The sequence below is a fragment of the Paraburkholderia sp. RL17-373-BIF-A genome (assembly GCF_046030175.1).
Classification (GTDB): Bacteria; Pseudomonadota; Gammaproteobacteria; order Burkholderiales; family Burkholderiaceae; genus Paraburkholderia.
In genome coordinates, this window is sequence record NZ_JARESO010000053.1 from 1 (window position 1) to 25399 (window position 25399).

Annotated in this window: 23 protein-coding genes; 10 read left to right on the plus strand and 13 right to left on the minus strand. The window is 63.9% G+C overall.

Features of this window, described 5'->3' with window-relative positions; all coding sequences use genetic code 11:
- Window positions 1–193: 193 nt before the first annotated feature.
- Both P0D80_RS38430 and P0D80_RS38435 read right to left on the minus strand, forming a co-directional pair.
- A complete protein-coding gene (locus P0D80_RS38430; RefSeq protein ID WP_408291627.1) occupies window positions 194–490 on the minus strand; it encodes a hypothetical protein in 297 nt (98 codons plus the stop codon).
- Between the two features lie 283 nt (window positions 491–773).
- Window positions 774–1067: a hypothetical protein gene (locus P0D80_RS38435; protein WP_408179994.1), complete on the minus strand. Its 294-nt coding sequence runs from the start codon at window positions 1065–1067 to the stop codon at window positions 774–776.
- Window positions 1068–1434: 367 nt separating this feature from the next.
- On the opposite strand from P0D80_RS38435, the gene P0D80_RS38440 reads away from it, so the two are divergent.
- From P0D80_RS38440 to P0D80_RS38455, 4 genes are all read left to right on the plus strand, one after another.
- A complete protein-coding gene (locus P0D80_RS38440) occupies window positions 1435–1962 on the plus strand; it encodes a PRC-barrel domain-containing protein (RefSeq protein ID WP_408179993.1) in 528 nt (175 codons plus the stop codon).
- A gap of 150 nt (window positions 1963–2112) precedes the next feature.
- The gene (locus tag P0D80_RS38445) at window positions 2113–2499 is read left to right on the plus strand and encodes a DUF3175 domain-containing protein (RefSeq protein WP_132377406.1); all 387 of its coding nucleotides are present in this window, start codon (window positions 2113–2115) and stop codon (window positions 2497–2499) included.
- 91 nt (window positions 2500–2590) lie between these two features.
- Window positions 2591–3910: a cation:proton antiporter gene (locus P0D80_RS38450; protein WP_408179992.1), complete on the plus strand. Its 1320-nt coding sequence runs from the start codon at window positions 2591–2593 to the stop codon at window positions 3908–3910.
- A 228-nt stretch (window positions 3911–4138) separates the two neighbouring features.
- A complete protein-coding gene (locus P0D80_RS38455; protein WP_408179991.1) occupies window positions 4139–4717 on the plus strand; it encodes an FUSC family protein in 579 nt (192 codons plus the stop codon).
- Here the strand turns inward: P0D80_RS38455 and P0D80_RS38460 are convergent, their stop codons facing one another.
- Window positions 4718–5677 carry a cupin domain-containing protein gene (locus P0D80_RS38460; RefSeq protein WP_408179990.1) on the minus strand — a complete coding sequence of 320 codons (960 nt, stop codon included), beginning with the start codon at window positions 5675–5677 and terminating at the stop codon, window positions 4718–4720.
- A gap of 116 nt (window positions 5678–5793) precedes the next feature.
- Here P0D80_RS38460 and P0D80_RS38465 point away from each other — a divergent pair, with 116 nt between their 5' ends.
- Window positions 5794–6165 (plus strand): carboxymuconolactone decarboxylase family protein, encoded by a 372-nt coding sequence (locus P0D80_RS38465; RefSeq protein WP_408179989.1) that lies wholly within the window; start codon window positions 5794–5796, stop codon window positions 6163–6165.
- Window positions 6166–6361: 196 nt separating this feature from the next.
- On the opposite strand, the gene P0D80_RS38470 is transcribed toward P0D80_RS38465, so the two are convergent.
- Complete coding sequence (locus P0D80_RS38470) at window positions 6362–7414, minus strand: aldo/keto reductase (protein ID WP_408291631.1); 1053 nt, start codon at window positions 7412–7414, stop codon at window positions 6362–6364.
- A gap of 226 nt (window positions 7415–7640) precedes the next feature.
- Here P0D80_RS38470 and P0D80_RS38475 point away from each other — a divergent pair, with 226 nt between their 5' ends.
- Entirely contained in the window at window positions 7641–12143 is a 4503-nt protein-coding gene (locus P0D80_RS38475; protein WP_408291633.1) for a DEAD/DEAH box helicase, read from the plus strand.
- A 239-nt stretch (window positions 12144–12382) separates the two neighbouring features.
- Entirely contained in the window at window positions 12383–14386 is a 2004-nt protein-coding gene (pdeR, locus tag P0D80_RS38480; protein ID WP_408179986.1) for a cyclic di-GMP phosphodiesterase, read from the plus strand.
- 50 nt (window positions 14387–14436) lie between these two features.
- Here pdeR and P0D80_RS38485 read toward each other — a convergent pair whose 3' ends face one another.
- From P0D80_RS38485 to P0D80_RS38500, 4 genes are all read right to left on the minus strand, one after another.
- Window positions 14437–15321 (minus strand): crotonase/enoyl-CoA hydratase family protein, encoded by an 885-nt coding sequence (locus P0D80_RS38485; RefSeq protein ID WP_132377413.1) that lies wholly within the window; start codon window positions 15319–15321, stop codon window positions 14437–14439.
- Between the two features lie 105 nt (window positions 15322–15426).
- Window positions 15427–15627, minus strand: a complete 201-nt coding sequence (locus P0D80_RS38490; RefSeq protein WP_408179985.1) for a hypothetical protein — start codon at window positions 15625–15627, stop codon at window positions 15427–15429.
- 119 nt (window positions 15628–15746) lie between these two features.
- The gene (locus tag P0D80_RS38495) at window positions 15747–16850 is read right to left on the minus strand and encodes a malate/lactate/ureidoglycolate dehydrogenase (RefSeq protein ID WP_408291636.1); all 1104 of its coding nucleotides are present in this window, start codon (window positions 16848–16850) and stop codon (window positions 15747–15749) included.
- A gap of 55 nt (window positions 16851–16905) precedes the next feature.
- Window positions 16906–18366, minus strand: coding sequence for a M20 family metallopeptidase (locus P0D80_RS38500; RefSeq protein ID WP_408179983.1), 1461 nt, complete (start codon window positions 18364–18366; stop codon window positions 16906–16908).
- 216 nt (window positions 18367–18582) lie between these two features.
- On the opposite strand from P0D80_RS38500, the gene P0D80_RS38505 reads away from it, so the two are divergent.
- On the plus strand, window positions 18583–18894 hold the full coding sequence (locus P0D80_RS38505; protein WP_408179982.1) for a superinfection immunity protein: 312 nt from the start codon (window positions 18583–18585) through the stop codon (window positions 18892–18894).
- Window positions 18895–18964: 70 nt separating this feature from the next.
- On the opposite strand, the gene P0D80_RS38510 is transcribed toward P0D80_RS38505, so the two are convergent.
- The 3 genes from P0D80_RS38510 to P0D80_RS38520 all read right to left on the minus strand — a co-directional run bounded on the left by P0D80_RS38510 (window position 18965) and on the right by P0D80_RS38520 (window position 21963).
- The gene (locus P0D80_RS38510; protein WP_132377418.1) at window positions 18965–19237 is read right to left on the minus strand and encodes a YodC family protein; all 273 of its coding nucleotides are present in this window, start codon (window positions 19235–19237) and stop codon (window positions 18965–18967) included.
- Between the two features lie 487 nt (window positions 19238–19724).
- Complete coding sequence (locus P0D80_RS38515; protein ID WP_408291639.1) at window positions 19725–21293, minus strand: MFS transporter; 1569 nt, start codon at window positions 21291–21293, stop codon at window positions 19725–19727.
- A gap of 31 nt (window positions 21294–21324) precedes the next feature.
- Window positions 21325–21963 carry a TetR/AcrR family transcriptional regulator gene (locus P0D80_RS38520; RefSeq protein WP_408291641.1) on the minus strand — a complete coding sequence of 213 codons (639 nt, stop codon included), beginning with the start codon at window positions 21961–21963 and terminating at the stop codon, window positions 21325–21327.
- 198 nt (window positions 21964–22161) lie between these two features.
- On the opposite strand from P0D80_RS38520, the gene P0D80_RS38525 reads away from it, so the two are divergent.
- Entirely contained in the window at window positions 22162–23277 is a 1116-nt protein-coding gene (locus P0D80_RS38525) for a patatin-like phospholipase family protein (RefSeq protein ID WP_408291643.1), read from the plus strand.
- Between the two features lie 186 nt (window positions 23278–23463).
- Here the strand turns inward: P0D80_RS38525 and P0D80_RS38530 are convergent, their stop codons facing one another.
- Window positions 23464–23889: an OsmC family protein gene (locus tag P0D80_RS38530; RefSeq protein WP_011492126.1), complete on the minus strand. Its 426-nt coding sequence runs from the start codon at window positions 23887–23889 to the stop codon at window positions 23464–23466.
- 348 nt (window positions 23890–24237) lie between these two features.
- Here P0D80_RS38530 and P0D80_RS38535 point away from each other — a divergent pair, with 348 nt between their 5' ends.
- Window positions 24238–24546: a DUF4148 domain-containing protein gene (locus P0D80_RS38535; RefSeq protein WP_132377423.1), complete on the plus strand. Its 309-nt coding sequence runs from the start codon at window positions 24238–24240 to the stop codon at window positions 24544–24546.
- Between the two features lie 290 nt (window positions 24547–24836).
- Here the strand turns inward: P0D80_RS38535 and P0D80_RS38540 are convergent, their stop codons facing one another.
- Window positions 24837–25391 carry a carboxymuconolactone decarboxylase family protein gene (locus tag P0D80_RS38540; protein WP_408291646.1) on the minus strand — a complete coding sequence of 185 codons (555 nt, stop codon included), beginning with the start codon at window positions 25389–25391 and terminating at the stop codon, window positions 24837–24839.
- Window positions 25392–25399 lie beyond the last annotated feature (8 nt).

Genomic DNA, 25399 nt, shown 5'->3' on the forward strand with positions numbered 1-25399 from the left:
GGCCCCCCAAAAAAAAACCCCCCCCCCCCCCGGCGGCGCGGGGGCGCCCCCAACAAAAGCGCCCCCAGCGCCCGCGCGCCCCCCCCCCCCCCCCGCGGGGCGCGGCCCGGGGGGGGGCCCGCCCCCCCCGCGACGGGTGCATCGCGCGCAGCAAAACAGGCGGCGCCTTAAAAGAGCCGCCACTCAAGGCTCGTCACACCTCTTCCGCGAATGCGGCCATCACGAGCCACATGTCGCGCTCGCCGTCGTGTACCTCGGCAGCGAGCGCATACGGATCGCCGGGCGAACAGACGCGCTCGAGCGCTTCATGCGCGACCTCGCCGCTGTCGAATACATGGGCCGACAACGGCCGCACTTCCTGTTTTCCTTCGAACATCTGCTGATTCCTTCGATACACGAGGGTCTGCGACTTCCAGTGGCGAAAGCATTCCCTGACGTGCGCGAAATCCCCGCCGCAAATGTTCATTTGATAGTGGATCGTTTGCGTCATGATCGTATCTCCCGCGATGCACTGGGCATGCGCCTCTGCTTCCTGGTGTCCTTGAAACAAGAGAGTCGAACCGCACGCTTCTGTCGCATCGATACAGGCGGAGCAGTGTCTCCGTAGTTGCCGATATTGCCCTCTGCTCCGATACTACCCGTTCTTAGGCGTTGACTTTTCCCCGCCCATTGGGATTCCGAAAGAACCGGCGCTGGGCTCGCGCCGATTGCACCTCACTGGTCAGAAAGCTGCCCGACCTTTCGTCTTGGCCCCGCCGCTCAATAGAGCGCTCTCACTGGCCTTTCGTATCGCTGCTCGCATCCGCACCCGGCATATTGGTGGAATCGGTCTTCGCCTTCTTGGCTTTCGTCTTCGACATGTGATGGGATTTCGAGCCGGTGGAACTCATCGCGCCCGATGCGGCTTGTCCATCCGTGGTCGGCGCTGCGGTCGCCGCGCCGTGCGCGTTGCCCGAGCCGCCGGAGCCACCATTGCCGCCGTTACCGTTGCCACCGCCCGCTTGCGCGAACGCCGCCCCCGACATGGCGAAAAGTGCCGATACCAGCAGTGCTTTTGAATATTTCATTGAAGTCTCCGAGGATAGATGGACCAGATAGACAGCGTTCGTACGTGATTGATCGCGCTGCTGCCTAAACAGTCAGCAAGGGCTATGCCTCATAGCGGCGCCGTACCGGTATCCTGGTGGCAGGCCATGTTGCCGCCAACCCGTGAACGCACTTTCTCAGTTCTCCTCGTCTTTCTATCCCGACGAAATATTTTCAAACGCGTCAGCACGCTTTACGCGTTCAGCGTGACGCTCCACACGCGCTCTTTGCAAACGCAGACGAGCTCCAGCAAGGATCACCACCACTGCGCCGCTGCACCCCCTCCGGAATTGGAAGGAACGCCGGTTGCTCAGCCTTGCACACACTTACCTGTAGAGGAGGCTCATCATGCTGAACCAGACACAGACACAAGCCGGCATGCGGCAAGACCAAGGCGCCCGAATCGTCGGCAAGGGAAGCGCGACCGCGGACGGCCCCGGCCCGGACGTGATGGCCGCGGCCACGCTCGACGGCAACAAGGTGCTCAGCAGCGACGGCGAGGACATCGGCAAGATCAAGGACATCATGCTCGACGTCGGCTCGGGCCGCGTTGCGTATGCCGTGCTCTCGAGCGGCGGCTTTCTCGGCATCGGCGACAAGCTGCTCGCCATCCCCTGGCATGCATTGACGCTCGATACCGGGCGCAAGTGTTTCGTGCTGAACATGACCGCTGAGCGCGTGAAGAACGCACCGGGCTTCGACAAGGACCACTGGCCATCCATGGCGGACCAGACGTGGGCCACGTCCGTGCATCAGTACTACGGCAGCGAACCCTATTGGGGTCGCGACTCGTATGCGCGTCGCGACGACCACGGTGTCGGCGACGTTCCGCCCGCGTCGTCGGACGCGCCGGAGGCTGGCGGGCTGAAGTTGTAACGCAGGCTCGCGGTGGACGCGCGCGAGCGCAACCGGTCACCCGCGTCCGCGCCGATGCGCCGGCATGCCGCCTCGCGGCAGCCGGCGCGTTTCAGTTTGAGCGCACAATAAGCTCGATCAGCGCGCACGACCCGTTGAGGAGGCGCCATCATGGCCACCCGGAAATCCACCAGCAAGTCCAAACGCCCCGTCGCGCGCGGCAAGTCGGGCCGGCCGCCACGCCAGCGGCACGCCCAGGCACACGCGGCGCATCGCGCAAAAAGCCCGAAGAAATGGTCGCATCACGTGATGGAAACCAGTGACGCGATGGATATCCAGCACGATATTTTCAAAACCGGCAGCGCGGAGTCGATTGCGCAATCGCTCAAGCAGTCGTCCACCAAAAGCCGCCGCCGCAAAGGCACACCGTTCCAGTCGGCGATGTCGATGCTGAACTTCTATATCAATCGCGCCGGCAGGAACCTGCCGAAAACGCGCCGCGACACCTTGCAGCAAGCCAAGCGCAAACTGCGCGAAGCATTCGGACGCGCGCCTTGAAATGACGCGTCAGCGACTGACGCGTCCCGGCGCACCTTTCTTCAACCGGCCACGCATACGGTACGCGCATGCGGGCCCTCACCGGATGCTCATGCACGAAACTTTGTGGTTTCTCATCGTTGGCGCCGTGCTCGTTTTTATGGGCCTGGCGGCAACGGCGCTGCGGCGGCTACCCATCAGCGCCGCCATGTTTTATCTCGCGATCGGCTACTTCCTGGGGCCGCCCGGTATCGGCCTGTTGCGCCTCGATATGATCGCCGACGCGCATCTGCTGCGTACCATCACCGAAGTCGCGCTGCTCGTCTCGCTGTTTGCCATCGGCCTGCGGCTGCGGCTCGGCATGCTCGAAAAACTCTGGACCGTGCCGCTGCGTCTCGGCTTCCTTGCGATGCTCGCGACCATTCCGCTGCTGATGCTGTTCGGCGTGTACGTCCTGCATCTCGGCTGGGGGCCGGCCTTGCTGCTGGCGGCGATTCTCGCGCCGACCGATCCGGTGCTGGCGCACGACGTGCAAGTGCACAACCCCGGCGACCACGACCTGCTGCGCTTCGCGCTGTCCGGCGAAGGCGGACTGAACGACGGCATCGCGCTGCCCTTCGCGATGCTCGGCCTGGCGTTATGCGCGGCGCCCGCCGCCGAAGCGGGCGACCTGTTGAACCTGGAACTCGCGGGCAGCATCGTGTGGGGCGTGGCGGGCGCGATCGCGATAGGCGGCGTGCTCGGCTGGGCCACGACGCACGCGGTGGCGTGGCTGCGCACGCGCCACGCGCAGGCGCTCGGGCTCGAGGGTTTCTTCGCGCTCGGTTTGATCGAACTGTCGTTCGGCACCGCGCAACTCGCGCATACCTACGGTTTTCTGGCCGTGTTCGCGGCCGGTGTCGCGATGCGCCGTGTCGAACATCGCGCGAGCGGCGGCCAGTCGCCTCGCGAAACCATCGGCACCGTCGATTCCGAAGACGTCGAAGCGACCGCGGCGAATCCTAGCAAAGCGCACGCGTATATGACGGAGTCGGTGCTCGGCTTCACGATCGAACTCGAACGCATCGCGGAGGTCGCCGTCATGGCGATGGTCGGCAACGTGCTCGCCACGATGCACACGCCGCTCTTCACCTGGCAGACCATCGCGCTGACCGCCGCGCTGTTCGTGCTCGTGCGGCCGATATCGGTGGAGTTGTCGCTGGTGGGATCGAGCGCGACGCCGACGCAACGGCGTTTGATGAGCTGGTTCGGGATACGCGGCATCGGTTCGTTTTACTACCTGGCGTACGCGCTCGAGAACGGCGCCGCTGCCGACGTGGCTCCGCTCGTGCCGCTCACGCTGGCTGTGATCGCGGCGTCGGTGGTGATTCACGGCGTCTCGGCTACACCGTTGATGAACTGGTATCGCCGGCTGCGCAGTCATGAAGGTTAGTCACGGTTACTCAAACACGTGAATGCCCGAGGCATGTAGTCCGTATGCGTGGTGGCCGCCTTCGCCGGACTCCGCGTGTTCTTCACGGCAATCACGCTCCCACTCGATCCCGCGCTCCATCGCCACGGCTTGGCCCGTTCGCTGCCGGCGCGCTGGTCTCTGCTCGACCGCCAATGGGAGTCGCTAGAATACGGGACCTTCATGCTGCAATAGACCTTCTCACCTTCGATGACCCCACCCGACGATTCCCGACGCACGGCACGGGCGAGCGCCGCCAACTCGCTGTTTGCCTTTCTCAAGTCGTTGCCGCTCGGCGAGCGCCTGATCGAAGGCGGCTTCATGGCCGTGCAGGCGGTCGCCGGCGCGAGTCTCGCCGTCGCCATCGGCCGCTTGCTGCATACCGAGCAGACCTTCTGGGCCGCCATCACGGCCATCGCGGTCAGCCAGCATAGCTATGTCGACACCCGCAACCTGTCGCGCGATCAATTCATCGGCGCGATGGTCGGCGGCTTGTGCGGACTCGTGGGCGCCACGTTCGGCGAGGGCTATTTCGCGGCCTATGCCGCCACGGTGGGTGTCGCGATCGCCCTGTGCTGGGTCCTGAACGTCGGCAGCGCGGCGCGTCTGGGCGGCATTACGGCGACAATCATGCTGTTGGTGCCGGGCATGGGTCCCGCGTGGGACAAAGCCCTCATGCGTCTCGGCGAAGTGACGCTCGGCACGATCTGCGCATTGCTGGTGGCCTTCCTGATGTCGTGGATCGAACGGCGCTGGTTCGGCAAACCGGGCAAGCCGGGCAAACCGTAGCTAGTTCTCCGCCCCATCGTTCTCTTGCGGCCGACGCCGGTAGCGTCCCGGCGGCATGCCGACGCTTTGCTGAAATGCCTTGCCGAAGGCGGCCTCCGATTGATAGCCCACCGCCTCGCCGATCTCGGCCGCGCTGCGCTGCGTGCGGCGCAGCAGATCGCACGCGATGGTCATACGGATCTGCGTGAGAAAGTCCATCACCGTCATGCCCGCGCGCTCGTTGAAATGGCGTGCGTAAGTCGCGCGCGACATGGCGGCGAGTTCGCCGAGTTCGGCGATGGTCCACGCCCGTTCGGGAGCGCTCAACATGCCTTGCACGGAAGCGCCAAGGCGCGCGTCGGCCAGCAGCGCGAGCACGCCCGAAGCCGATGCGTTCTGCTCGCCGTGCACGCGTAGCGCCATGGCGAGCAGCGCGTTGCTCAACGCGGTGACGATCGCGAGGGCGCCCGCCTGCCGTCCTTCGGCCTCGCTGCGCATCAGCGCAATCACCGTTTGCAACGAGTCCAGCGTTTCCGTCCCGCCGAGCGAGACATGGAACGGATCGGGCAACGCGTTCAGCAGCAAGGCCGACGAACCGGGCGAGTAGACAAAGCGGCCACACAGAAGATCAAGGTCGGCGGGGACGTGGGCGCCGTCGTGGTCATCGTGGCCGTCGTTGCGCCGCAAAGGCAGCATGCCGTCATGGCCTTGCGTCACCGGCGCAGTGGCGGCCGAGCGCTGCACATCGCGCACACGATGCGCCGCGCCGCGCGGAAACAGCATGAAGTCGCCCGCGTGCAATGCACGCTGCGCGCCGTCCGCGGTTTCGACGACGCATGCGCCGTCCAGCACCAGGTGGAACGGCGCAATGCCCGCTTCCTCCCGGCCATGATCGATATCGAAAGCGCCCGAGAGCAGGCAACGCAGATCGAGGCTGGCTTGGGGGCGGGCGAGGTCGATCAGTCGGCTGAGCGTATCCATGAGACGATCGCGCTAAAAGTTGAGCGAATCGAGTATTCAGGATATCGCGGCGCAGCGCAATACTTGTCTCACGACGCCGGCACTCGCCGACGCGCAACAGACCAAGGAGCACTGCCATGTTGAACTGGATCGATTACCGTCAAGAACTGTTCGGCCGGATCGGCGAGATCGCCAAACTGTCGCCGGATACCGTCAGGGGCTATCAGGCGTTGTCGAGCGCCGGCCAGAAGAAGGACCTGCTCGGCGCCAAGACGCGCGAACTGATTGCGCTTGCGGCGGCGGTCAGCCTGCGTTGTGACGGCTGTATTACCGTGCACACCGCCGAAGCGCTCAAGCATGGCGCGACGCGCGAGGAAATCGCCGAAGCGCTGGGCGTGGCGGTCGCGATCAATGCGGGCGCCGCGATGGTGTACTCGGCTCGCACGATGGATGCTGCCGCGGCTTATACGGCGCAGGCAGCTGAAGCAGCCCAAGGCGCGGCGGAATAAGCGGCCGCACTGCGAGCCGCTTAAGTAGCCGACGCAGCGGATGCGGCCGCAGCCGCATAGGCGCCCGCTCCGCCAATCGCGCCCGGGGGATGCCACGACCAGGCACCGCGTTCACAGTCCGTGCTGTTCTCACGTGGTGTCCAGCCGGCGTCGGCTTGCTGCGGTTGGCTGCGGCTGGCTTCGCTGACGGCTGCCGCTACGCCGCCGGATGCCGCGCCTCTTCAAGCTGCTTGCGGCGTGGCTCACCTTGCCGCTCCAGCATCCAGCCCGGATATTCCGCGGGCAGCGTGCTGACCTGATCGAGCTTCGCAAGCTCATCCGCGGTGAGCGAAACGCCCGTCGCGGCGATATTGTCGTCGAGCTGCTCGACCTTCTTCGCGCCGACGATCACCGTGGTCACCACCCGTTGATGCAGCAGCCACGCTAGCGCGATCTGCGCGACCGACACTCGCTTTGCCTCGGCGATGTCGCGCATCACGTCGATACAGTTATAAGCGCGCTCGCGATTGACCGGCGGAAAATCGAACGTCGTGCGGCGGCTGCCCGTTTCGCCCTGCTGCTCACGTCCATACTTGCCGCTCAGTAAGCCGCCCGCAAGCGGACTCCACACCATCAGGCCGAGGCCTTCGCTGTGCAGCATCGGCGCGAGTTCCCGTTCGAGGTCGCGGCCCGCCAGCGTGTAATACGCCTGCAGCGTTTCGAAACGCGCGAGCCCAAGGCGCTCGGAAATGCCGAGCGCTTTCACGATCTGCCACGCGGCCCAGTTCGACACGCCCACATAGCGCACATGGCCGTGCTGCACCAGCGTGTCGAGTGCGCGCATGGTTTCCTCGATCGGCGTGGCCGGATCGAAACCGTGGATCTGATACAGGTCGACGTGATCGAGTTGCAGACGCTTCAAGCTCGCCTTCACACCGTCGATGATGTGATAACGCGAGGCGCCGCGCGCATTGGGAAACTCGCCCGTCTGGCCGAAGACCTTGGTGGCCACCACCACTTTGTCGCGCGGCACCTTGAGATTCTTCAGCGCCTGGCCCGTGATTTGTTCGGACAGGCCCTCCGAGTAGACGTCGGCTGTGTCGATGAAATTGATGCCCGCGTCGAGCGCCCGGCCGACCAGCCGCTCCGCGTCCCCCTGCTGCAGATCGCCGATCTGCTTCCAGATGCCCCCGCCGCCGCCGAAGGTCATCGTGCCCAAACATAATTCTGAAACAAACACACCGGTACGGCCCAACTGGTTGTATCGCATCGTCGAGACTCCAACGTGGTTCGTGGATGGGTGAGGCGTAGAGAGTACTGCAATTGGCAAAATCCGGCAGAGCGAGCGGCAAGCTGTGCCCCGCGGCAAAAATTGCCGTAGCGCGGGCTCTCCATTGCGACATAAATGCCGATCTGTAGCGCTCGGCAAAACGCGTGGAAACCTGCCAGACTGGTTCCTGATCCTTGCTACCGGTTCCCTTCGGCGCCCTCTGGATATGGCACGCCCCGCCCCCATCTACGCGAGCATGACTTCGGCTTCCACTACCGCCGCCTTGGGCGCGGCGTCCGCCAATGCATCCGTCGCGACACCCGCCATCGGGCTCCCGACGGCCGGCGCGCTCGCCGATTTCCATCCGGCTGTCGCGAGCTGGTTCCTCAAGACCTTCCCCGCGCCGACCGACGCGCAAGCCGCCGCGTGGCCGCAGATTCGCCGTGGCCGCTCCACGCTGGTGGCCGCGCCGACGGGTTCGGGCAAGACGCTCACCGCCTTCCTGTCCGCGCTCGACGATCTGGTCCAGCAAGGCCTCGCCAACGGCGGCGCATTGCCGGACGAAACGCTGGTGGTCTACGTGTCGCCGCTGAAGGCGCTCTCCAACGACATCCGCCTCAATCTGCAACTGCCGCTGCAAGGCATCGCCGCGGAACTCGACGCGAGCGGCTTGCCGCCGCTGGATATCCGCACCGCCGTGCGCACCGGCGACACCACGCAGCAGGAACGCAACGCGTTGAAGAAGCGCGCGCCGCATATTCTCGTGACGACACCGGAATCGCTTTACGTGCTGCTCGGTTCGGACTCCGGCCGCCGCATGCTTTCGACCGTGCGCACGGTGATCGTCGACGAAATTCACGCGCTCGCCGGCAGCAAGCGCGGCAGCCATCTCGCACTCAGCCTCGAGCGGCTCGACGCGCTATGCCAGCGGCGCTTGCCGCGTATCGGCCTGTCGGCGACACAAAAGCCGGTAAGCGCGGTCGCGCGCTTTCTGGTGGGCGGCGGCAGCATCGACAGCGGCATTCCCGCCGATTGCGCAATCATCGACGTGGGTCATATCCGCGAACGGGACCTCGCGCTCGAAATCCCGCCCGTGCCGCTCGAAGCGGTGATGCCCAACGAGGTATGGGAGCGCGTCTACGACCGTCTCGCCGAACTGGTGGCGATGCACCGGACCACGCTGATTTTCGTCAACACGCGCCGCATGGCCGAGCGCGCCGCGCGTCATCTGACCGAGCGGCTGGGCAAGGACGTGGTCGCCGCGCATCACGGCAGTCTCGCCAAGGAACATCGTTTCGACGCCGAGCAGCGCCTGAAACGCGGCGATTTGCGGGTGCTGATCGCCACCGCTTCGCTGGAACTCGGCATCGATATCGGCGACGTCGACCTGGTCTGCCAGATGGGTTCGCCGCGCGCGATCGCACCGTTCCTGCAACGCGTCGGACGCTCGGGCCATCACGTGGGCGGCATGCCGAAAGGCAGGCTGTTTCCGAATTCGCGCGACGATCTGATCGAATGCGCCGCGCTGCTTGATTGCGTGCGACGCGGCGAACTCGACGCGCTAGGGATTCCGCGCGCGCCGCTCGATGTGCTCGCCCAGCAGATCGTCGCGGAAGTGTCGAACGCGGAATGGAGCGAGGACGCGCTGTTCGAGCTGATGCGGCGCGCGGCGCCGTACGCGGACCTCGAACGCGAACAATACGACGCCGTGCTGCGCATGCTCGCCGAAGGCTACACGAGCCGCAACGGTCCGCGCGGCGCCTATGTTCATCGCGACGTCGTGAGCGGCACGCTGCGCGGCCGGCGCGGCGGCAAGCTGGTCGCCGTCACGTCGGGCGGCACGATTCCCGAGAACGCCGACTATGCCGTCGTGCTCGAACCGCAGGCGATCAATATCGGCACCGTCAACGAGGATTTCGCCGTCGAAAGTCTGGCTGGCGACGTGTTTCAACTCGGCAACGCGTCGTACCGGATTCTGCGGATCGAAAGCGGGCGCGTGCGCGTCGAAGACGCGCAAGGCCAACCGCCGAATATTCCTTTCTGGCTCGGCGAGGCGCCGGGGCGCAGCGACGAACTGTCGTTCGGCGTCGCGCGATTGCGCGAACAGATTGGGCGTCTTCTCGATGGCGTGGGAACGGCGGCCGGTTTGACGGACACGACCGGCACCGAGGTCGAAACGCTCCCCGCCCGCATCGACCACGCGATCGACTGGCTCGTCGACAACCTCCATCTCGACGAAGCCGCCGCCCGCCAGATCGTCGACTATCTTGCCCGCGCGCGCGCCGCGCTCAGCGTGCTGCCCACGCAGAACACGCTGGTCATGGAGCGTTTCTTCGACGAATCCGGCGGCACCCAGCTCGTCATTCATGCGCCGTTCGGCAGCCGGGTCAACCGCGCGTGGGGCCTCGCGCTGCGCAAGCGCTTTTGCCGGACCTTCAACTTCGAGCTGCAAGCCGCCGCCACCGAGGACGCGATCGTGCTGTCGCTGACCGGCAGCCATTCCTTCGTGCTCGACGACGTGTGGCGCTATCTGCATTCGAACAGCGCCGAGCATCTGCTGATTCAGGCGCTGCTCGATGCGCCGCTGTTCGGCGTGCGCTGGCGCTGGAACGCGACTACCGCGCTCGGTCTGCCACGTTACACCGGCGGGCGCAAAACCGCACCGCAATTGCAGCGCATGCGCAGCGAAGATTTGCTGGCGAACGTGTTTCCCGAGCAGGCTGCGTGTCTGGAGAACGTCGTCGGCGAACGCGAGCTGCCGCATCATCCGTTAGTGGACCAAACCGTCGACGACTGTTTGCACGACGCGATGGACAGCGAACGCTGGCTTGCGCTGCTGCGCCGTATCGAACAGGGCGACGTGCAACTGGTCGCACGCGATTTGCCGGCGCCCTCGCCGCTCGCCGCCGAAATCCTCAACGCCAAACCGTACGCCTATCTCGACGACGCGCCAATCGAGGAGCGCCGCACGCAAGCCGTGCTGAACCGCCGCTGGACCGACCCGTCGAGCGCCGACGATCTCGGCGCGCTCGATGCCGAAGCCATCGACAGCGTGCGCGACGAAGCATGGCCGCAGGCGCGCAACGCCGACGAGATGCACGAAGCGTTGACCGGCCTCGCCTGCATCACCGAGACCGAAGCGCGGCGCAACGAAGGCTGGCCGGCATGGCTCGCGTCGCTGGCCGAATCCGGCCGCGCCACTCGCCTGCAACTGGCCGGCGACTCGGCCGTGTGGCTGCCTGCCGAACGCCTGACCTGTTTTCAATCGCTCTATCCCGACGCCCGCTTGGCGCCGCCCGTTGCCGCGCCGAAAGGCTACACGGAGACCTGGAACGCCGACGATGCCCTGATCGACGTGCTCCGTGCGCGCCTGACCGGTTTTGGGCCGTTGCCGGTCGGCGCGATCGCTGAAGCGCTGAAGTTGCCGGCGGCATCGGTCGAACAGAGCCTCACGCGCCTCGAAGCCGAAGGCTACGTGATGCGCGGCCGCTTCACGCCGCAAGCCGCCGAGGAAGAATGGTGCGAACGGCACCTGCTCGCGCGGATACACCGCTACACGGTGAAACGCCTGAGGCGCGAAATCGAGCCGGTGGAACGGCACGATTTCATGCGCTTTCTGTTCGAGTGGCAGCATCTGACGCCGGACACGCGCAGCGAGGGGCGCGACGCGCTGGCCGCGGTCCTCGAACAGCTCGAAGGCTACCAGGCCGCGGCGGGCGCATGGGAGGAAGACATTCTGCCCACGCGCGTGAAGGCCTACGCGAATACTTCGCTCGACGAACTATGCCGCGCCGGCAAAATAGTCTGGACCCGCCTGACGGAACGCGCGCGCGGCGCCACCGGGCCGGTCCGCAGTACGCCGATCGTGCTGTTGCCACGCGCGCAGGTCCGCGTGTGGAGCGCGTTGCTCGATCCGTCGAAGCAACCGGAGTTGTCGGCGCGCGCGCAAAGCGTGTATGACACGCTCGTGCAACACGGCGCAATGTTCTTCGATGAATTGCTCGCCGAAGTTCGCGTATTGCGTATGGAATTGGAGAGCGCGCTGGGCGAGTTGGTGGCCGCGGGGCTCGTGAATTCGGACAGTTTTGCCGGCTTGCGCGCCTTGCTGAAGCCCGTGGCCAAACGCAACGCGTTTTCCAGCAACCGGCGCGCGCGCTCGAGTGCGCTGATCGGCGGCATGGACGACGCCGGACGCTGGGCGCTGGTCAGCCGGCCCAGCGCCGTTGCGGCGTCAGAGACCGTGCCGGAGCGCCGCCGGCAGTTCCCACCCGAAGTGCTGGAACATGTCGCGCTGACGCTGTTGCGCCGTTATGGCGTGGTGTTCTGGCGTCTGCTCGAACGCGAGGCCGAATGGCTGCCGCCGTGGCGAGACCTGCTGCGCGTTTTTCAGCGGCTCGAAGCGCGCGGCGTGATTCGCGGCGGGCGCTTCGTGAATGGTCTCGCCGGCGAACAATTTGCTCTGCCCGAAGCGATTCCCGTGCTGCGAGAAGTGCGGCGGCATGCGAACGACGGTGCTTTTGTGTGTGTCGCCGGGACCGATCCGTTGAATCTCGCGGGCACTTTGCTGGTCGGCGAACGTGTGCCCGCTGTGACGGGAAACCGGATTCTGTATCGCGACGGCGTTGTAGTGGCCACGCTCGTGTCAGGGGCTTTCTGGTTCGAACCGTCGCTGGAAGCGGTTCCCGTCGAAAGGGAAAAGGCTCGCGCGTGGCTGGCGCGACGGTTTTAGTTGTTTAGAATGTGCGCGGGTTGCCGTAAATCACCTGTGCCTGACGGGAAGAGCGCGGGAAAGAGCACGTAAAAAAGCACCTGAAAAAGCCCTAAAGATGGAAGTCTTACTGACCGTTAATCTTTATAAGCCCTAATTCCAATCGCTTCGCTACAATGGGGACAGTCTTAAGTATGATGAAGACTGTTTGCCGACTCCGCCTTCACGGCGGCCACCGGCACACACCGCCCGGGGATCTCATGAACGACGACCAACACGAGCAGGTGCTTTATGCCCAGTTCGGCACAAGCAGCCCATGCTGGCGTCTGTCGAACGACAGCAACGCGCTAGAACTCACGCCCGTCACCGGCGACATGCCGGCCAATGTCGCCATTCCGCTGAATCCTCAGCAGGCCTCGCAAATCCGCTGCCTCACCGGCGTGACCTCGCATCTCGTCCTCGACGTGCGGCTGTTCGGCGAACCGCTGCGTTTGCATCTGGTCGGCAAAAAGCTCAGCAGCAACAGCTGGGCCGGCACCGCCTCGGCTTATGACGACACCGAATCCGTCGCCCGCGATCTGGTCCACGGCCTCTCGTTCGCCGAGCAGGTCGTGTCCGAAGTGAATTCGGTCGTCGTGATCGTCGACCGGCATGGCCGAATACAACGCTTCAACCGTCTTGCCGAAGAACTCACGGGCGTCAAGGAAGAGAACATCATCGGCCGCAATGTATGGGCGTTGTTCATGTCCACCGAAGACGGCGCGGCCTCCAGCCAGAACATTGCAGGCTTCTTCAATCGCGGCGTGTCGTACGAAGTCGAGCGGCGCGTCAAGACGGTGCATGGCGAACGGCTCTTTCTGTTCCGCAACAAGTTCGTCCACAGCGGCAGCGGCGTCGAGGAGCAATTCCTGATCTGCTCAGGCACCGACATCACCGAGGAACGGCTCGCGCAGGAACGCCTCACCGAACTGGCGAACACCGACTCGCTCACCGGGCTCGCGAACCGCAACGCGATCCAGGACAAAATCCGCACCGCCATCGAAGACGCCGCGCCGGGCGAAGCGGTCGGCGTGCTGTTCCTCGACCTGGACAACTTCAAGAAGGTCAACGACCACTACGGCCACGTATTCGGCGACCGCCTGATCCGCGACGTGTCGTCGGCCATCAGCGAGTGTCTGAATGAAGGCGATACGCTCGCGCGCCTGGGCGGTGATGAATTTATCGTGCTCGCGACCAAGGGTACGGCGCACCAACTCGAAACCACCGCGCAGCGCATTCTCGAGCGCATGCGCACGCCGTTCGCCCTCGGGCTCGTGGAGGTCTACACGGGCTGCTCGATCGGCATCGCGCTGTATCCGGAACACGGCGACAGCCTCGAGTCACTGATCCGTTCGGCCGACACGGCCATGTACGTCGCCAAGGACGAAGGCAAGCGCACGCACCGCGTGTTCTCGCCGGAAATGAACCGCCGGGTCGCCGAGTACATGTGGCTCGACACCAACCTGCGGCGCGGCCTCGAAGAGGGCCAGCTGACGCTGCACTACCAGCCGAAACTGTCGCTCGCCACCGGCGTGGTGCAAGGCGTCGAAGCGCTGGTGCGCTGGAATTCGCCGGAGCGCGGGCAGATCATGCCCGCCGAGTTCATCCGTTACGCGGAAGAGTCCGGGCTGATCGGCGTACTCGGTCGCTGGGTCATGGTAACGGCCGCGAAACAGGCCGCCAAATGGAAGGCGGACGGCTACAACCTGCGCATCGCGATCAACGTGTCGGCGCGGCAACTGGTCGATACGGCCGTGGTCCGCCATTTCAGCGAGGCGCTGCAGGCCGCCAATCTCGATCCCTGCCTGATCGATCTCGAACTGACCGAGAGCTGCCTGATCGAAGACGAAACAGCCGCGATCGATCTGATCAAGCAGTTCCGCCAGCTCGGCGCGCAGGTTCATCTGGACGATTTCGGCACGGGTTATTCGTCGCTGTCGCAGCTCGGCCGGATTCCGCTCGACGTCATCAAGCTCGACCGCAGCTTCGTGCGCTCGATCAACGCCGACACCAAAGCGCAGGCACTGGTGCGCTCCATGGTGGCCGTCGCGCAGGAGTTGAATTTCAAGGTGGTCGCCGAAGGGATCGAGACCGAATCGGAAGAAGTGTTCATGAAGGGCTTGGGCGTGGATTACGTGCAGGGCTTCCTGTACGGCCAGGCCATGCCGACGGCTGAATTCGAACGCTGGTTGCAGGATAGACAGAAGCTCAGGCTGATCGCCTGAGCTTCCGGACCGCCCCCCTTACGGCTTATTGTGTTCGAACCCAGGTCAATTCAGCCGAAATTGGCCGCGCTGGCCGTCTGGCGCAGGTTCGAGGTGCGGCGGTTCTGCAGCATCACCAGCCGCTCCATGAAGGCGAGATCCTTCTCCTCGATCGTGAAGGCGGCGTCGACCCAATCCTCGGTGATTTCCATCAGCTCGGCGCGCGAGAGTTGCAGCACGCGCTGGCGCGCCCGCAGCATCGCCCGGATGCCGTTCATTTTCGGCTTGAGCGTGTCGATGAAAGTACGGGTCGCCATATAGGCTTCGCCCGGTTCGAACAGCTGATCGACCAGACCTTTGCCGTAGTGCCATTCGGCCGTGTGCGATTCGCCGACGCCGATCAGCTCCTCCGCGAGCCGCATGCCGGCCTTGCGCGCCACCAGCGAATAACCGCCCATGCCCGGGAACAGATTGAACGCGATCTCCGGGAAGCCCATGCGTGCGTCGTTCTGCGCGAGCAGGAAATGATGCGCGAGCGCGGCCTCGAAGCCCCCGCCGAGTGCCGTGCCTTCCACCATCGCGATCGAAATCGCCCCCGTGTCGAATCCCCGTGACGCCGCATGCACGCAATCCACACAGGCCCGTGCATAAGCCATGAGCGCCTGACGCTTGCCGGCGCGGATCGCATCCGCGAAGAAATCCAGATCGCCGCCGACGTTGTACATGGTCGGAATCAACGAACCGGTGACCCAGAAATCGATCGGCAATCCCGACTCTCGTGCTGCCTGCGCGAGTTCCAGGATGTCATGGACCAGATCGAGATTGAAACAGGGACGCGGCTGCGCCCGCAACATCATCCACATGACGTTGCGGCCTTCTTCGTAGTAAGCCGAAATTTGCGAAAGATTGCCGGCTTCGAGGAACGGGCGGCAGGCGTGGTGGTTATGCAGATTCATTTTGAACGGTCCTTTTAAGGTTAAACACTGGTATTGCAATGCGAGCCTAAAGCAGACCGGAATCGGATGGGAGCGTGGTAACCAACAGATGAATGCAAGCCGCGTTCAAAAGCCCGCCAGCAGGCGTTCTGCGGGAAAGAGGAAGGTCGATGGCATGTGGCGCGCACGCAAACGCTTGCGCACCGAAGATGGGCGAAATTGACCCACAAAAAGGCACGCGGCGGCAATCAATATGCGCCCGCGCCAGGATTGAATTTCTTGCCGGATCGAAAAAAGAAAGAAATAGTCGCCGATTAGAAAATGCAATCGAAAATGATCAGCGACGAATGGTTTTTTCTCTGATTGGTGGGCTAACAGACGGTGTATCCACTTCGCATGATCAAACGTGGGCGGCCCACCGCGCGCCGCGCCTTTGCATCAGCGTCTTATTGCAAACGCGCGGACCAGTGGCCGGCTGCTTCCGCGCTCATCCCGACGGCCAGCGCCGCGGCGAGAATCTGCGCCCACGTGGCCGCGTCCACGGGAATACCCTCGGCCTCACGTTGCGCGCGCGTCACGCGCTCGGGTTCGCCGGGCTCATAGATACGGTCGACGCCCGATGCGAGCGGCGAGGCCTTCACCCAGTCGATGAACGCGTCGGCTTCGGCTTGCGCATCGGGCGCGTCGAACGCGGCCGGATCGATGATCACCGACAGCATGCAGTTGATGATCGCGTTGGTCGTGCCGAGCGTGGTCGAGTGCGTGGTAAAGCCGCCCGACAGCGCGCCGCCGAAAATCTCGCACAGGGCCGCGAGCCCGAAGCCCTTGTGCCCGCCGAACGGGGTCAGCGAACCGAACGGCGCTTCGTGCATGACTTTGGGTTCAAGCGTGGCGCGGCCCTCGTGATCGATCAGCGCGCCGGGTTGCACCTGCTTGCCCTGGTTATAGGCGACGCGCGTCTTGCCATACGCGACCGTGCTGGTCGCGAAGTCGAGCACGAGCGGCGGCTTGCCGGGCCGCGGATAAGCGGCGCAAAACGGGTTCGTGCCAATGCGCCGGTCGGCGCCGCCGAACGGCGCGACGAGCGGATCGCCCGCCACGTTGACGAAATGGAACGACACGAGACCGGCACGCGCGCACTGTTCGGCCCAATGACCGATGCGCCCGATGTGATGCGCGCCGCGCAAACCGACCGCGCAGATGCCGATGCGTTTGGCGCGTTCGATGCCCTGCTCCATGGCCTCGAACGCCACCACCTGGCCGAAGCCTCGGCCGCCTTCGACCGTAAGCACGGCGCCCGCGTCTTTCACCACGTCGGCATGCAGGTTCAGCTGCAGCTCGCCGTCGGCGAGCGACGCCACATAGCGCGGAATCATCCCCACGCCATGCGAGTCGTGACCGGTCAGATTCGCCGCCACCAGATGATCGGCGACCAGCTCCGCTTCGCGTGGCGTGCTGCCCGCCTTTTCCCAGATCGCCCTCACATAGGCATGCAATTGATCGGCCGGAATCCGGGGCGTGGCGGGTTGAGCGGTCGAGTTATCGGTCATTCACAGTGTCGGCGGACGTGACGGGTTCAGGGCAAACGACGGTCGAAGAGATTGCTCAAGGCGCGGCGGCGATCACCTCGGCGACCGCGGCCGTGAGCTTCTTGCCGTACGGCACGTGCAGGAACTCGTTCGGCCCGTGCGCATTCGACTTCGGTCCGAGCACGCCGCACACCATGAACTGCGATTTCGGGAAGCCCGCCTTCAGCACGTTCATGAGCGGGATGGTGCCGCCCTGCCCCATGTAGGCGACGTCGGCGCCGTAGTGCTGACGCGACGCGTCGTTGAGCGCCGTGGCAAGCCACGGGGCGAGGTCGGGCGCGCTCCAGCCGCTTGCCGCGCCGGCGTCAGGCTTGAACGTCACCTTGGCGTTGTACGGCGGATCCAGTTCGAGCAGCGCCTTCAGTTCGGCGACGGCCTTCTCCGCCTCGATCATCGGCGGCAGACGCAGCGACAGCTTGAACGCCGTGCGCGGACGCAGCACGTTGCCGGCATCGGCCAACGCGGGCAAGCCGGCCGCGCCGGTTACCGACAGCGACGGACGCCACGTCGAATTGAGCAAGGCCTCCTTCGGATCGGTGGTGGTGGGCAGCACCTGACGGCCGTCCTGGCCGCAGGCCCACGGCAGCTTCTTCCAGACGTCGTCGCCGAGAATCTGGGCGGTGGCTTCCGCTTCGCGCAGACGGTCCGCCGGGATATCGACGTGAAAACCCTTCGGCAATAGCGTGCCGTTGGCGGAGTCTTCGAGACGGTCGAACAGTTGCCGCATGATGCGGAAGCTCGACGGCGCGATGCCGCCATAGCCGCCCGAGTGAATGCCTTCGTCGAGCACCTGCACCTCGAGGTCGCCGGCGACCAGTCCACGCAACGACGTGGTGAGCCACAGTTGATCGTAGTTGCCCGCGCCCGAATCCAGGCACACGACCAGACCCACTTTGCCGAGCCGCTCGCGCAGCGCATCGACGTACGGCAGCAGATCGTAGCTGCCCGACTCCTCGCAGGTTTCGATCAGACCGACGCAACGCGGACGCTCGATGCCTTGCGCGTCCAGCGCGGCAAGTGCGGTGATGCTCGCGTAGATCGCGTAGCCGTCGTCGGCGCCGCCGCGGCCGTAGAGCTTGTCGTTCTCGAGCTTGGGCGTCCACGGCCCGAGGTCGTTGCGCCAGCCGTCGAACTCGGGCTGCTTGTCGAGGTGGCCGTACAGCACGATGGTTTCGTCGCTGCCCGAACGGGTCGCCGCCGACTCGAAGAAGATCACCGGCGTGCGGCCCGGCAAGCGAATGATTTCGAGTTTCAGGCCGCGCACCGGCTGCTGTTCGGCCCATTGCGCCGCGTCGGTGATCACGCGCTCCAGATAGCCGTGCTTGACCCACTCGGGATCGAACGCCGGACTCTTGGCCGGCACGGCGATGTAGTCCGTCAGCGCGGGCACGATCTCGTCGTTCCACTTGCGGTCCACGAATTCGCGTAGCGTCTCGGGGTTGATGCGTTGAGCCTGCTGGGTATCGTCGGAGATCATGATGGCGGTCCGTGGGGATCTGTTCTGTCGAAACGATCATGATAGACCCGATGCGGGATTGGCTGAACCCCTCGCCGCGCATCGGCTTGGTGAACGACCAGGTCGACTGGCCGTCGCAGCCGTCTCACGAACGGCATGCAACCTTTGCGGCGAGCTTACGCAAACAAAACAATCGCGCGACAATTGCGGCATAGGTCGCGTATCGGGAGCCACTTCATGGAGGGCAACGTCGTCGTGCAGGCCATCGCCGCGGTGCTGGCACTGGCGCTGTATTTTCTGCCGGCCCTGGTGGCGGACCGGCGCAAGCGTCATGACGTTCTGACGCTCGCGCTCTTCAATGCATGCCTCGGCTGGACCGTGTTCGGCTGGCTGCTTGCGCTCTATTGGGCGTTGCAACCAAACCCGCCGAAGAACATCGCGGGCGAGATCGTGGAGACGCGCAAGCTCGTGAGGATGCGAGCATTTTCGTCCGCGCTGCTGGTGCGCGTGCAACGACGCGCAAGCACGCGGGATCGCTCGGAGAAGTGAATCTGGCGTGGCGTGGATGAAGCAGAAAACGGACTGGCCGGCCGAAGCACCGGCCGACCATGCGGGCTGTTCAGGCCGCGCGGCTCATGCGGTTCCACAGAACGGAACCGGCGGGAATCGAGCGCGGCTCGGTACGCACGCTCGCGGGTGAAAACATCTCGCGGCGCAATTCGCCGTGTTCGTCGAACCATTCGCAAATCAGCCAGTCGCCGGGGTTGAGCGCCACTGGGCCTGCATACGTTACCGTCATGCGCGAGCCCCCTTCCTTCAATGTGACGACGTCGCCGACATTGAACTGGGCGGCTGGTGGTGTCTGGAATGCGTCAATGGTAGCGGTCAGCATATTCATCCCCCTACGGAACCGTTGTGCGGTATTTAAGTCATTGCGCCGGGTTTTTCGACTTTAGACCTGCTGAAGGAAAACGCTAAAAAGTTTGCCAAGATTAACAATCGAAATTAATCGCCGCAAGTGCTTTTTATTGATACCGTTTTCATCGACAGTGGAATTGCTTCCACCCTCGGGCTATCGATGGGCAAAACCGGGAAAACCCTTCAATGCCCCGCCAGGCCGCCCCTTCATGCGGCAGTGCACGATCGCAAAACTTACAGCGACGAACTGCCGCCGGACAGCAGAAAATACGAACGTCTTTCGTCATATCTAATGCCCCGGCCAGAGCCATTCAGGGTTTATTCTGAGTCGCCACAAGCGAAATTACCTGTGAATGACTAACTCACCGGTAAATGCGCCATGCTTAAAATCGGCCTTGTTTAAAAAAACGCCTAATAATTTCCGATAGCCTTTGTTGAAAACGATTCCCGCTTCCGGATTTTCAAACCGGCTGCGCCGAGCGGCGCAGCGCGATTTGCTGATGCCGCACGAGCAGCACGCTCAGGCCAATGCACACGAACATCAGCAGTGCATTGATTGCGAGGCTGACCTGGAACGCGTGCGCGTAATCGCCCGGTGCCGCGCGGCCGCCGATCGCGCCGAAGAACGCGCCGCTGATGGCCGCCGTGCCGAATGCGGAGCCGATCTGCAGCGTCGACGACACCACGCCTGAAGCAAGCCCGGCCTTCTCCGGCACGACCTCCAGCAACACGATGCGCATGATCGACGGCAGCAGCAAACCATGTCCGACGCCCGCGCACACCAGGCCGCAATAGAACAGCAGATCCGGCGTGGCCGACTGGCTGGCGGACCAGCCCGTAACCGTGAAGCCGACCGTCATCATCGAAAAACCGAGCGTGAGCACATGGCCGCCGATGCGCTTGACCACCGCCGGCGAGGTCAGCGGCCCGACCACGAAACCGATCGCGAACGGCATGATCGCCATGCCGGATGCGAGCGGCGTCCAGTGCAAGCCGGTTTGCAGGAAGATCCCGTAGGTGAGGAAAAACGCGCTATTGCAGTAAAACAGGAACGCGAGCACAAGCCCTAACGCGAAGGCCCGGTTGCGGAACAATTGCAGGTCCACCAGCGGATGGCCGCCGCGGCGCTCGACGCGCTGCTCGGTCATCACGAAGAGCGCGAATGCCGGGACGGCAAGCGCGAACATCACGAAGGTCCACGCCGGCCAGCCGGCTTCGCGGCCGTGCGTCATCGGGTAGATGACCAGCAGCAGTACGGCGGACAGCAGCGCCACGCCCTTCACGTCGATGCCGGTGCGGGTGGCCGGCTGATTCTCCGGCACGAACTTCCACGTGCCGACAAACGCGGCAATGCCGATCGGAATGTTGATCAGAAAGATGATGCGCCAGTCGAGCCCGAACGGGTGATACGTGATCAGCGCACCACCGCCCAATTGGCCGACGATCGACGACAAGCCGAACACGAAGCCATACAGGCTCATCACCTTGGTCTGCTGATGCAGCGGCACGACCGCGCGAATCGTCGCGAGCACCTGCGGCGCCATCACGGCGGCGGCGATACCCTGCACGATCCGCGAGATCACCAGCATGTGTCCGCTGGTCGCGAAGCCGCATAGCGCCGAGGCGACCGCGAACGCCGCCATGCCCGTCATGAACATGCGGCGGCGGCCGAACAGGTCGCCGAGCCGCCCGCCCGTGATCAGCAGCACCGCGTACGCCGACGCATAGGCGGAAACGACGAGTTGCAATTGCGCGTCGCTGGCGTTCAGGCCGGTGTGAATCGAGGGCAGCGCGAGATTGACGATGAAGTAATCGAGCGGTGCGAGGAAGGCGCCGACGAACAGCACCGCCAGCGCAAGGCCCTGCCGTTCGAAACGCGGCTGAGCCTTGTCGACCGCTGCTACCACGCCCGTTGTCACGCCCGTTGCCATGCTCGCGGCCGGGGCGCCAGGACAGGTCACCGCTGAAGCTGCGGCGCCTTGGGGTCCAACGAATGCCGCCGGAGCGGACTTGATCGCTTCGCTGTTCATGACTGATCGTTCAAAAATTCGACAAAAAAATTTAGACGAGCGCGCGCATGGCGACGTCCACGATTCCTATCAGCGCATCTTCCTTATGAGCGACCCGCCCCAGCACGCGCAGACCTTGCATCACGCAGAGGAGGAAATCGCCGACGGCTTTTTCGTCGAGTGTGGAGTTGAACGCGCCGCTCGCCTGGCCGCGAATCACCGACGCCGCCAGCAGCGTGGCCATGCGGCGCTGAATCGCGGCGACGCGCGTGCGCAGTTGTTCGTCGCCGGGCTGCATTTCCAGCGTGGTGTTGGTGATGAGGCAGCTGCGTTCGCCGGTCAGCGCGCACGCGACCCGCGCGTAATGCAGCAAAGCGTTGCGCAGCGCCTCTTCCGGCGGCACCGGCGCATTCAGCCGCTCGGCGAGCCGCGCGACCGAACCTTCCGCGTAGTGATCCAGCGCGGCCAGCATGATGCCGTGCTTGTCGCCGAATACGCCGTAAAGACTGCCGCGCAACAGGCCGGTGGCTTTGCACAGGTCGTCGATCGAGGTGGCGTGGTAGCCGTGGTTCCAGAACACCTGGCTCGCGCTCGCCAATACCGTGTCCGTGTCGAACTCGCGCGGCCGGCCCCGAGAGCAGACCTCGCCGGCTTTTTTCGCGGACTGTTTCGAATCGCCTGATTGCTTCATTCAGCGGATATTATGACTAACCGTTCAAGAAAGCAAGACGAGTTTCCGTAGGGCACGGCACGAAAGCACGAAGGCGCGGAGCGCCGGCGGCATGGCGGAAAATCGTGCAGTGCAGTACAACGGTTAAAACCGCGTCGGCACTTTCGTTTTCCCCTATGAGTTCGACGACTGCTGGGCGACCGCACAACGGAGGTCAGAATGGCAACGACAAAAGACATTCCCACGATCGGTCTTGCCCTCCAGGGCGGCGGCGCGCACGCGGCGTTCACGTGGGGTGTACTCGACCGGCTGCTGGACGAAGTCGAGCGCGGGACACTTTCGATTCTCGCGATCAGCGGCGCGAGCGGCGGAGCGCTCAACGCCGCGGCCTGCACATACGGCCTAAGCAGAAGTCCGACCGATGCCAAACGGTCGCTCGAACAACTCTGGACGCTGGTCGGCGCCAGTTCGAAGTGGCAGCCGTTCTATAACTTCCCCAAGGATCTGCTGAAGTCTCCCGCGCGCTGGAATGTCGATCTCAATCCCGCGATACTCGCGCAAAGCATGCTCCAGCCGTTTGCCTCTCCGTATGCGATGCCATGGCTGACCAATTCCCTTGGCTCGATCATGGAAACCGTGATTCCGGATTTCGAGGTCGTCAATGACCCGAAGGGCGCCGTGCCCAGGCTCTACGTGGCGGCGACCAACGTCAACCTGACCGCATTGCGCATCTTCGAACCCGGCGAAATTTCGGCGAAGGCGCTGATGGCCTCCGCATGCTTTCCCACGCTCTTCGAGGCGGTGCAAATAGGCGGCGAATTCTATTGGGACGGCGGGTACATGGCCAATCCGGCGCTCGCGCCGCTCGTCGAGTGTGTCGACGACATTCTGAGCGTTCTCATCGATCCGCTCTGTACGAAACATGGCCCGCCTGAGCGCCCCAGCGAGATCAACAACCGGATCAACGAAGTCAGCTTCGGCGCGTCGTGGGTCACGGAAGTCCGTCAGATCCAGTTGATCAACGAACTCGCCGCTGAAAACCCCGGCCTCGTTCATCGCGGAAAGGCCTACACGCCCAAGCGCTTTCACGTGATTCGCGCCGACCGCTTCATGGACGAGATCGGCGCGGCATCGAAGAACACGCCCTCCATCGAATTCTTCCGAGCCTTGCGACACGCGGGCCATGCCACGGCGGACACATGGGTGCGCGATTGTCTGCCGAGCGTCGGCAAGACTTCCACTTTCGACCTCGACAAGCTCGTGAGAAGCCGGGTCAAAGGGACGCCTGCCGCAATTCATACCGTTCAGCAGGCCGAGGGGAAAACGCTTAGATGAGCCTTGTCTAAGACCGGGCCGAATGGAGTGGCCTCGTCTTCGCGCCAAGCCGGTTTCGTCGCGCTGCAAGAAGGCGCAGTTGTAGCGGCATCGGCATCTCTAACCAAGGCGAGTAGACAAAAACCGGCGCCGGGCTTGACCCGTGCGCCGGTTTAATCGCTGCTAGATCACCAGCAAAAACTCGACTCAGGTTTCGAGCTTCGCGTCCATCGTGATCGTGGCGTTCAGCACTTTCGACACCGGGCAACCGGCCTTGGCGTCGGCGGTCGCCTTCTCGAAGGCGGCTTTGTCACCGCCGGGGATTTTCACGGCCACGTCGAGATGCACCGCGGTGATCGCGAAACCGCCGCCGTCCTTATCAAGCGTGACGGTGGCCGTCGTGCCGATGCGCTCGGGCGTGATGCCGGCCTTGCCCAGTTCCGCCGACAGCGCCATCGAGAAACATCCCGCATGCGCAGCCGCAATCAGCTCTTCCGGGTTCGTGCCGATGCCGTCCGCGAAGCGTGTCGAAAACGAGTATTGGGTCTCCTTGAGGACGCCGCTGTCGGTGGAAATCGAGCCCTTGCCGTCTTGCAGGCCGCCTTGCCAGACTGCTGATGCCTTGCGCTTCATCGCTCTCTCCTGTTTGTGCCTGCTTCGCGCGCAATACGACCGAATCTGATGCCCACCGCAACGGTCCAGCCCAGGATTTGCGGTTTCGGCATCGGTCGCGAGTGTCGCGCACCACTGCGGGCGCGGGCTGGACCGAACTTCATCATAGGCGCTTCCGTGTGCCAGCGTCGTGACGACGCCGGCAATCGATCAAAAGAGAAGCCATCCCAGCAATTATTTCGATAACAGTAATAATCTTTCCTCCGAAAGCCGCTTTTTCACTGATCTCGTAGGAAATAGACTGGCTTCAACGGATCGGCACCGCAGCATTGAACCGATCACATCAACAATCGAATCCAGGAGGTCATCATGAAATCGCTTATTTCCGCAGTCGTTATTGCATCCGCGCTTATCGTCCCGGCTGTTTCGTTCGCCCAGCAGGCCAATGGTCCGGTGACCCGCGCACAAGTGCGCGCTGAGCTGGTTGCCGCGCAAAAAGCGGGCCTTCTGAATCAGAACGACACCGACTATCCGAAGGCCGTGCCGCAAAACGCTACGACAGTGGCCGCCGAGGCGCAGGGTTCGCAGGACGTCGGCGGCGTGAAGGCAGCTTCGTCGGATGCCGGCGCGCGGGACTCCGTGCAGCAACGCCTGTTCTCGACGTATCGCGGTCAGTAAGCCGGTAAGCCGCCCGGTTGGCGGCGCGGTTCTCGCCGGTATAGTCAGTGCATGGAAGGTGAAGGTGTAGTCGCAGTAAAAAAGCGCCCCGGTTGCGAAGTTCGCAATCGGGGCGCTTTGCTTTGTGTTGCGTGGCGGAAAAGTTGGGCGAATGCGCTGTAAAAGAGGCGGCGTTCGATGCCAAAGCTGGCCGCGCCTCGCTACTAACCACGCCTTAGCCTGCTGTGTCGAAGTTCGCTCCTGCTACGCCGCCCGAGCAATTGCATAACGGCGCCGCCATGCCGCCCGCACTACTCAGCGAACGGCAAGCTCTCCTGCCCCACCGCGCGCATGCCGAACACGTTCAGCGTCATTGCCACCAACGCGTAATAGCCGAGCAGGCCCACCAGATTGATCACCACCTGATGCCCGAAGCGTTCGACCGCCTTCGCATAGATCGCGTCCGAAACGCGCTTCGTGTCATAAAGCTCGCTCGCGAAGTCGTGAATCAACGCGTCGTCGGCGTCCGCGAAATCCGGGTGCTCTCCCTGGCGAATCGTCTCGGCATCCGCTTCGGACACGCCGGCTTGCAGCGCGATCGGATAGTGGATGTACCACTCCGCCTGCGCCTGCCAGCGCGCCGCGGTCACCAGAATCGCCAGCTCCGACAGGCGGAGCGGCAAACCCGTCCGATAGCGGCAGAACGCGCCCAGGCGCTGCGCCTGCTGAGCCAGTTCCGGGCTATGAATCCAGCCAAGGAACGGCCCGTTCAGATTGCCGCGCGGGCCGGACAGAATTTCGTCGAGCACCGTTTTCTGTTCGGGCGTGGCGTCGGACAGGTCGAAGTGAGGCAAACGCTCGGTCATCATCGTTC

What these genes read in the sequence shown, in the direction of transcription:
- P0D80_RS38470 (WP_408291631.1), bottom strand. Translation starts at nt 7,414, where the DNA reads ATGCGATACAACCAGTTGGGCCGTACCGGTGTGTTTGTTTCAGAATTA.
- P0D80_RS38495 (WP_408291636.1), bottom strand. Translation starts at nt 16,850, where the DNA reads ATGACCGATAACTCGACCGCTCAACCCGCCACGCCCCGGATTCCGGCC.
- P0D80_RS38515 (WP_408291639.1), bottom strand. Translation starts at nt 21,293, where the DNA reads ATGAACAGCGAAGCGATCAAGTCCGCTCCGGCGGCATTCGTTGGACCC.
- P0D80_RS38525 (WP_408291643.1), top strand. Translation starts at nt 22,162, where the DNA reads ATGGCAACGACAAAAGACATTCCCACGATCGGTCTTGCCCTCCAGGGC.
- P0D80_RS38450 (WP_408179992.1), top strand. Translation starts at nt 2,591, where the DNA reads ATGCACGAAACTTTGTGGTTTCTCATCGTTGGCGCCGTGCTCGTTTTT.
- P0D80_RS38510 (WP_132377418.1), bottom strand. Translation starts at nt 19,237, where the DNA reads ATGCTGACCGCTACCATTGACGCATTCCAGACACCACCAGCCGCCCAG.
- P0D80_RS38520 (WP_408291641.1), bottom strand. Translation starts at nt 21,963, where the DNA reads ATGAAGCAATCAGGCGATTCGAAACAGTCCGCGAAAAAAGCCGGCGAG.
- P0D80_RS38500 (WP_408179983.1), bottom strand. Translation starts at nt 18,366, where the DNA reads ATGATCTCCGACGATACCCAGCAGGCTCAACGCATCAACCCCGAGACG.
- P0D80_RS38460 (WP_408179990.1), bottom strand. Translation starts at nt 5,677, where the DNA reads ATGGATACGCTCAGCCGACTGATCGACCTCGCCCGCCCCCAAGCCAGC.
- P0D80_RS38475 (WP_408291633.1), top strand. Translation starts at nt 7,641, where the DNA reads ATGGCACGCCCCGCCCCCATCTACGCGAGCATGACTTCGGCTTCCACT.
- P0D80_RS38530 (WP_011492126.1), bottom strand. Translation starts at nt 23,889, where the DNA reads ATGAAGCGCAAGGCATCAGCAGTCTGGCAAGGCGGCCTGCAAGACGGC.
- P0D80_RS38445 (WP_132377406.1), top strand. Translation starts at nt 2,113, where the DNA reads ATGGCCACCCGGAAATCCACCAGCAAGTCCAAACGCCCCGTCGCGCGC.
- P0D80_RS38435 (WP_408179994.1), bottom strand. Translation starts at nt 1,067, where the DNA reads ATGAAATATTCAAAAGCACTGCTGGTATCGGCACTTTTCGCCATGTCG.
- P0D80_RS38440 (WP_408179993.1), top strand. Translation starts at nt 1,435, where the DNA reads ATGCTGAACCAGACACAGACACAAGCCGGCATGCGGCAAGACCAAGGC.
- P0D80_RS38505 (WP_408179982.1), top strand. Translation starts at nt 18,583, where the DNA reads ATGGAGGGCAACGTCGTCGTGCAGGCCATCGCCGCGGTGCTGGCACTG.
- P0D80_RS38430 (WP_408291627.1), bottom strand. Translation starts at nt 490, where the DNA reads ATGACGCAAACGATCCACTATCAAATGAACATTTGCGGCGGGGATTTC.
- P0D80_RS38485 (WP_132377413.1), bottom strand. Translation starts at nt 15,321, where the DNA reads ATGAATCTGCATAACCACCACGCCTGCCGCCCGTTCCTCGAAGCCGGC.
- pdeR (WP_408179986.1), top strand. Translation starts at nt 12,383, where the DNA reads ATGAACGACGACCAACACGAGCAGGTGCTTTATGCCCAGTTCGGCACA.
- P0D80_RS38455 (WP_408179991.1), top strand. Translation starts at nt 4,139, where the DNA reads ATGACCCCACCCGACGATTCCCGACGCACGGCACGGGCGAGCGCCGCC.
- P0D80_RS38540 (WP_408291646.1), bottom strand. Translation starts at nt 25,391, where the DNA reads ATGACCGAGCGTTTGCCTCACTTCGACCTGTCCGACGCCACGCCCGAA.
- P0D80_RS38465 (WP_408179989.1), top strand. Translation starts at nt 5,794, where the DNA reads ATGTTGAACTGGATCGATTACCGTCAAGAACTGTTCGGCCGGATCGGC.
- P0D80_RS38535 (WP_132377423.1), top strand. Translation starts at nt 24,238, where the DNA reads ATGAAATCGCTTATTTCCGCAGTCGTTATTGCATCCGCGCTTATCGTC.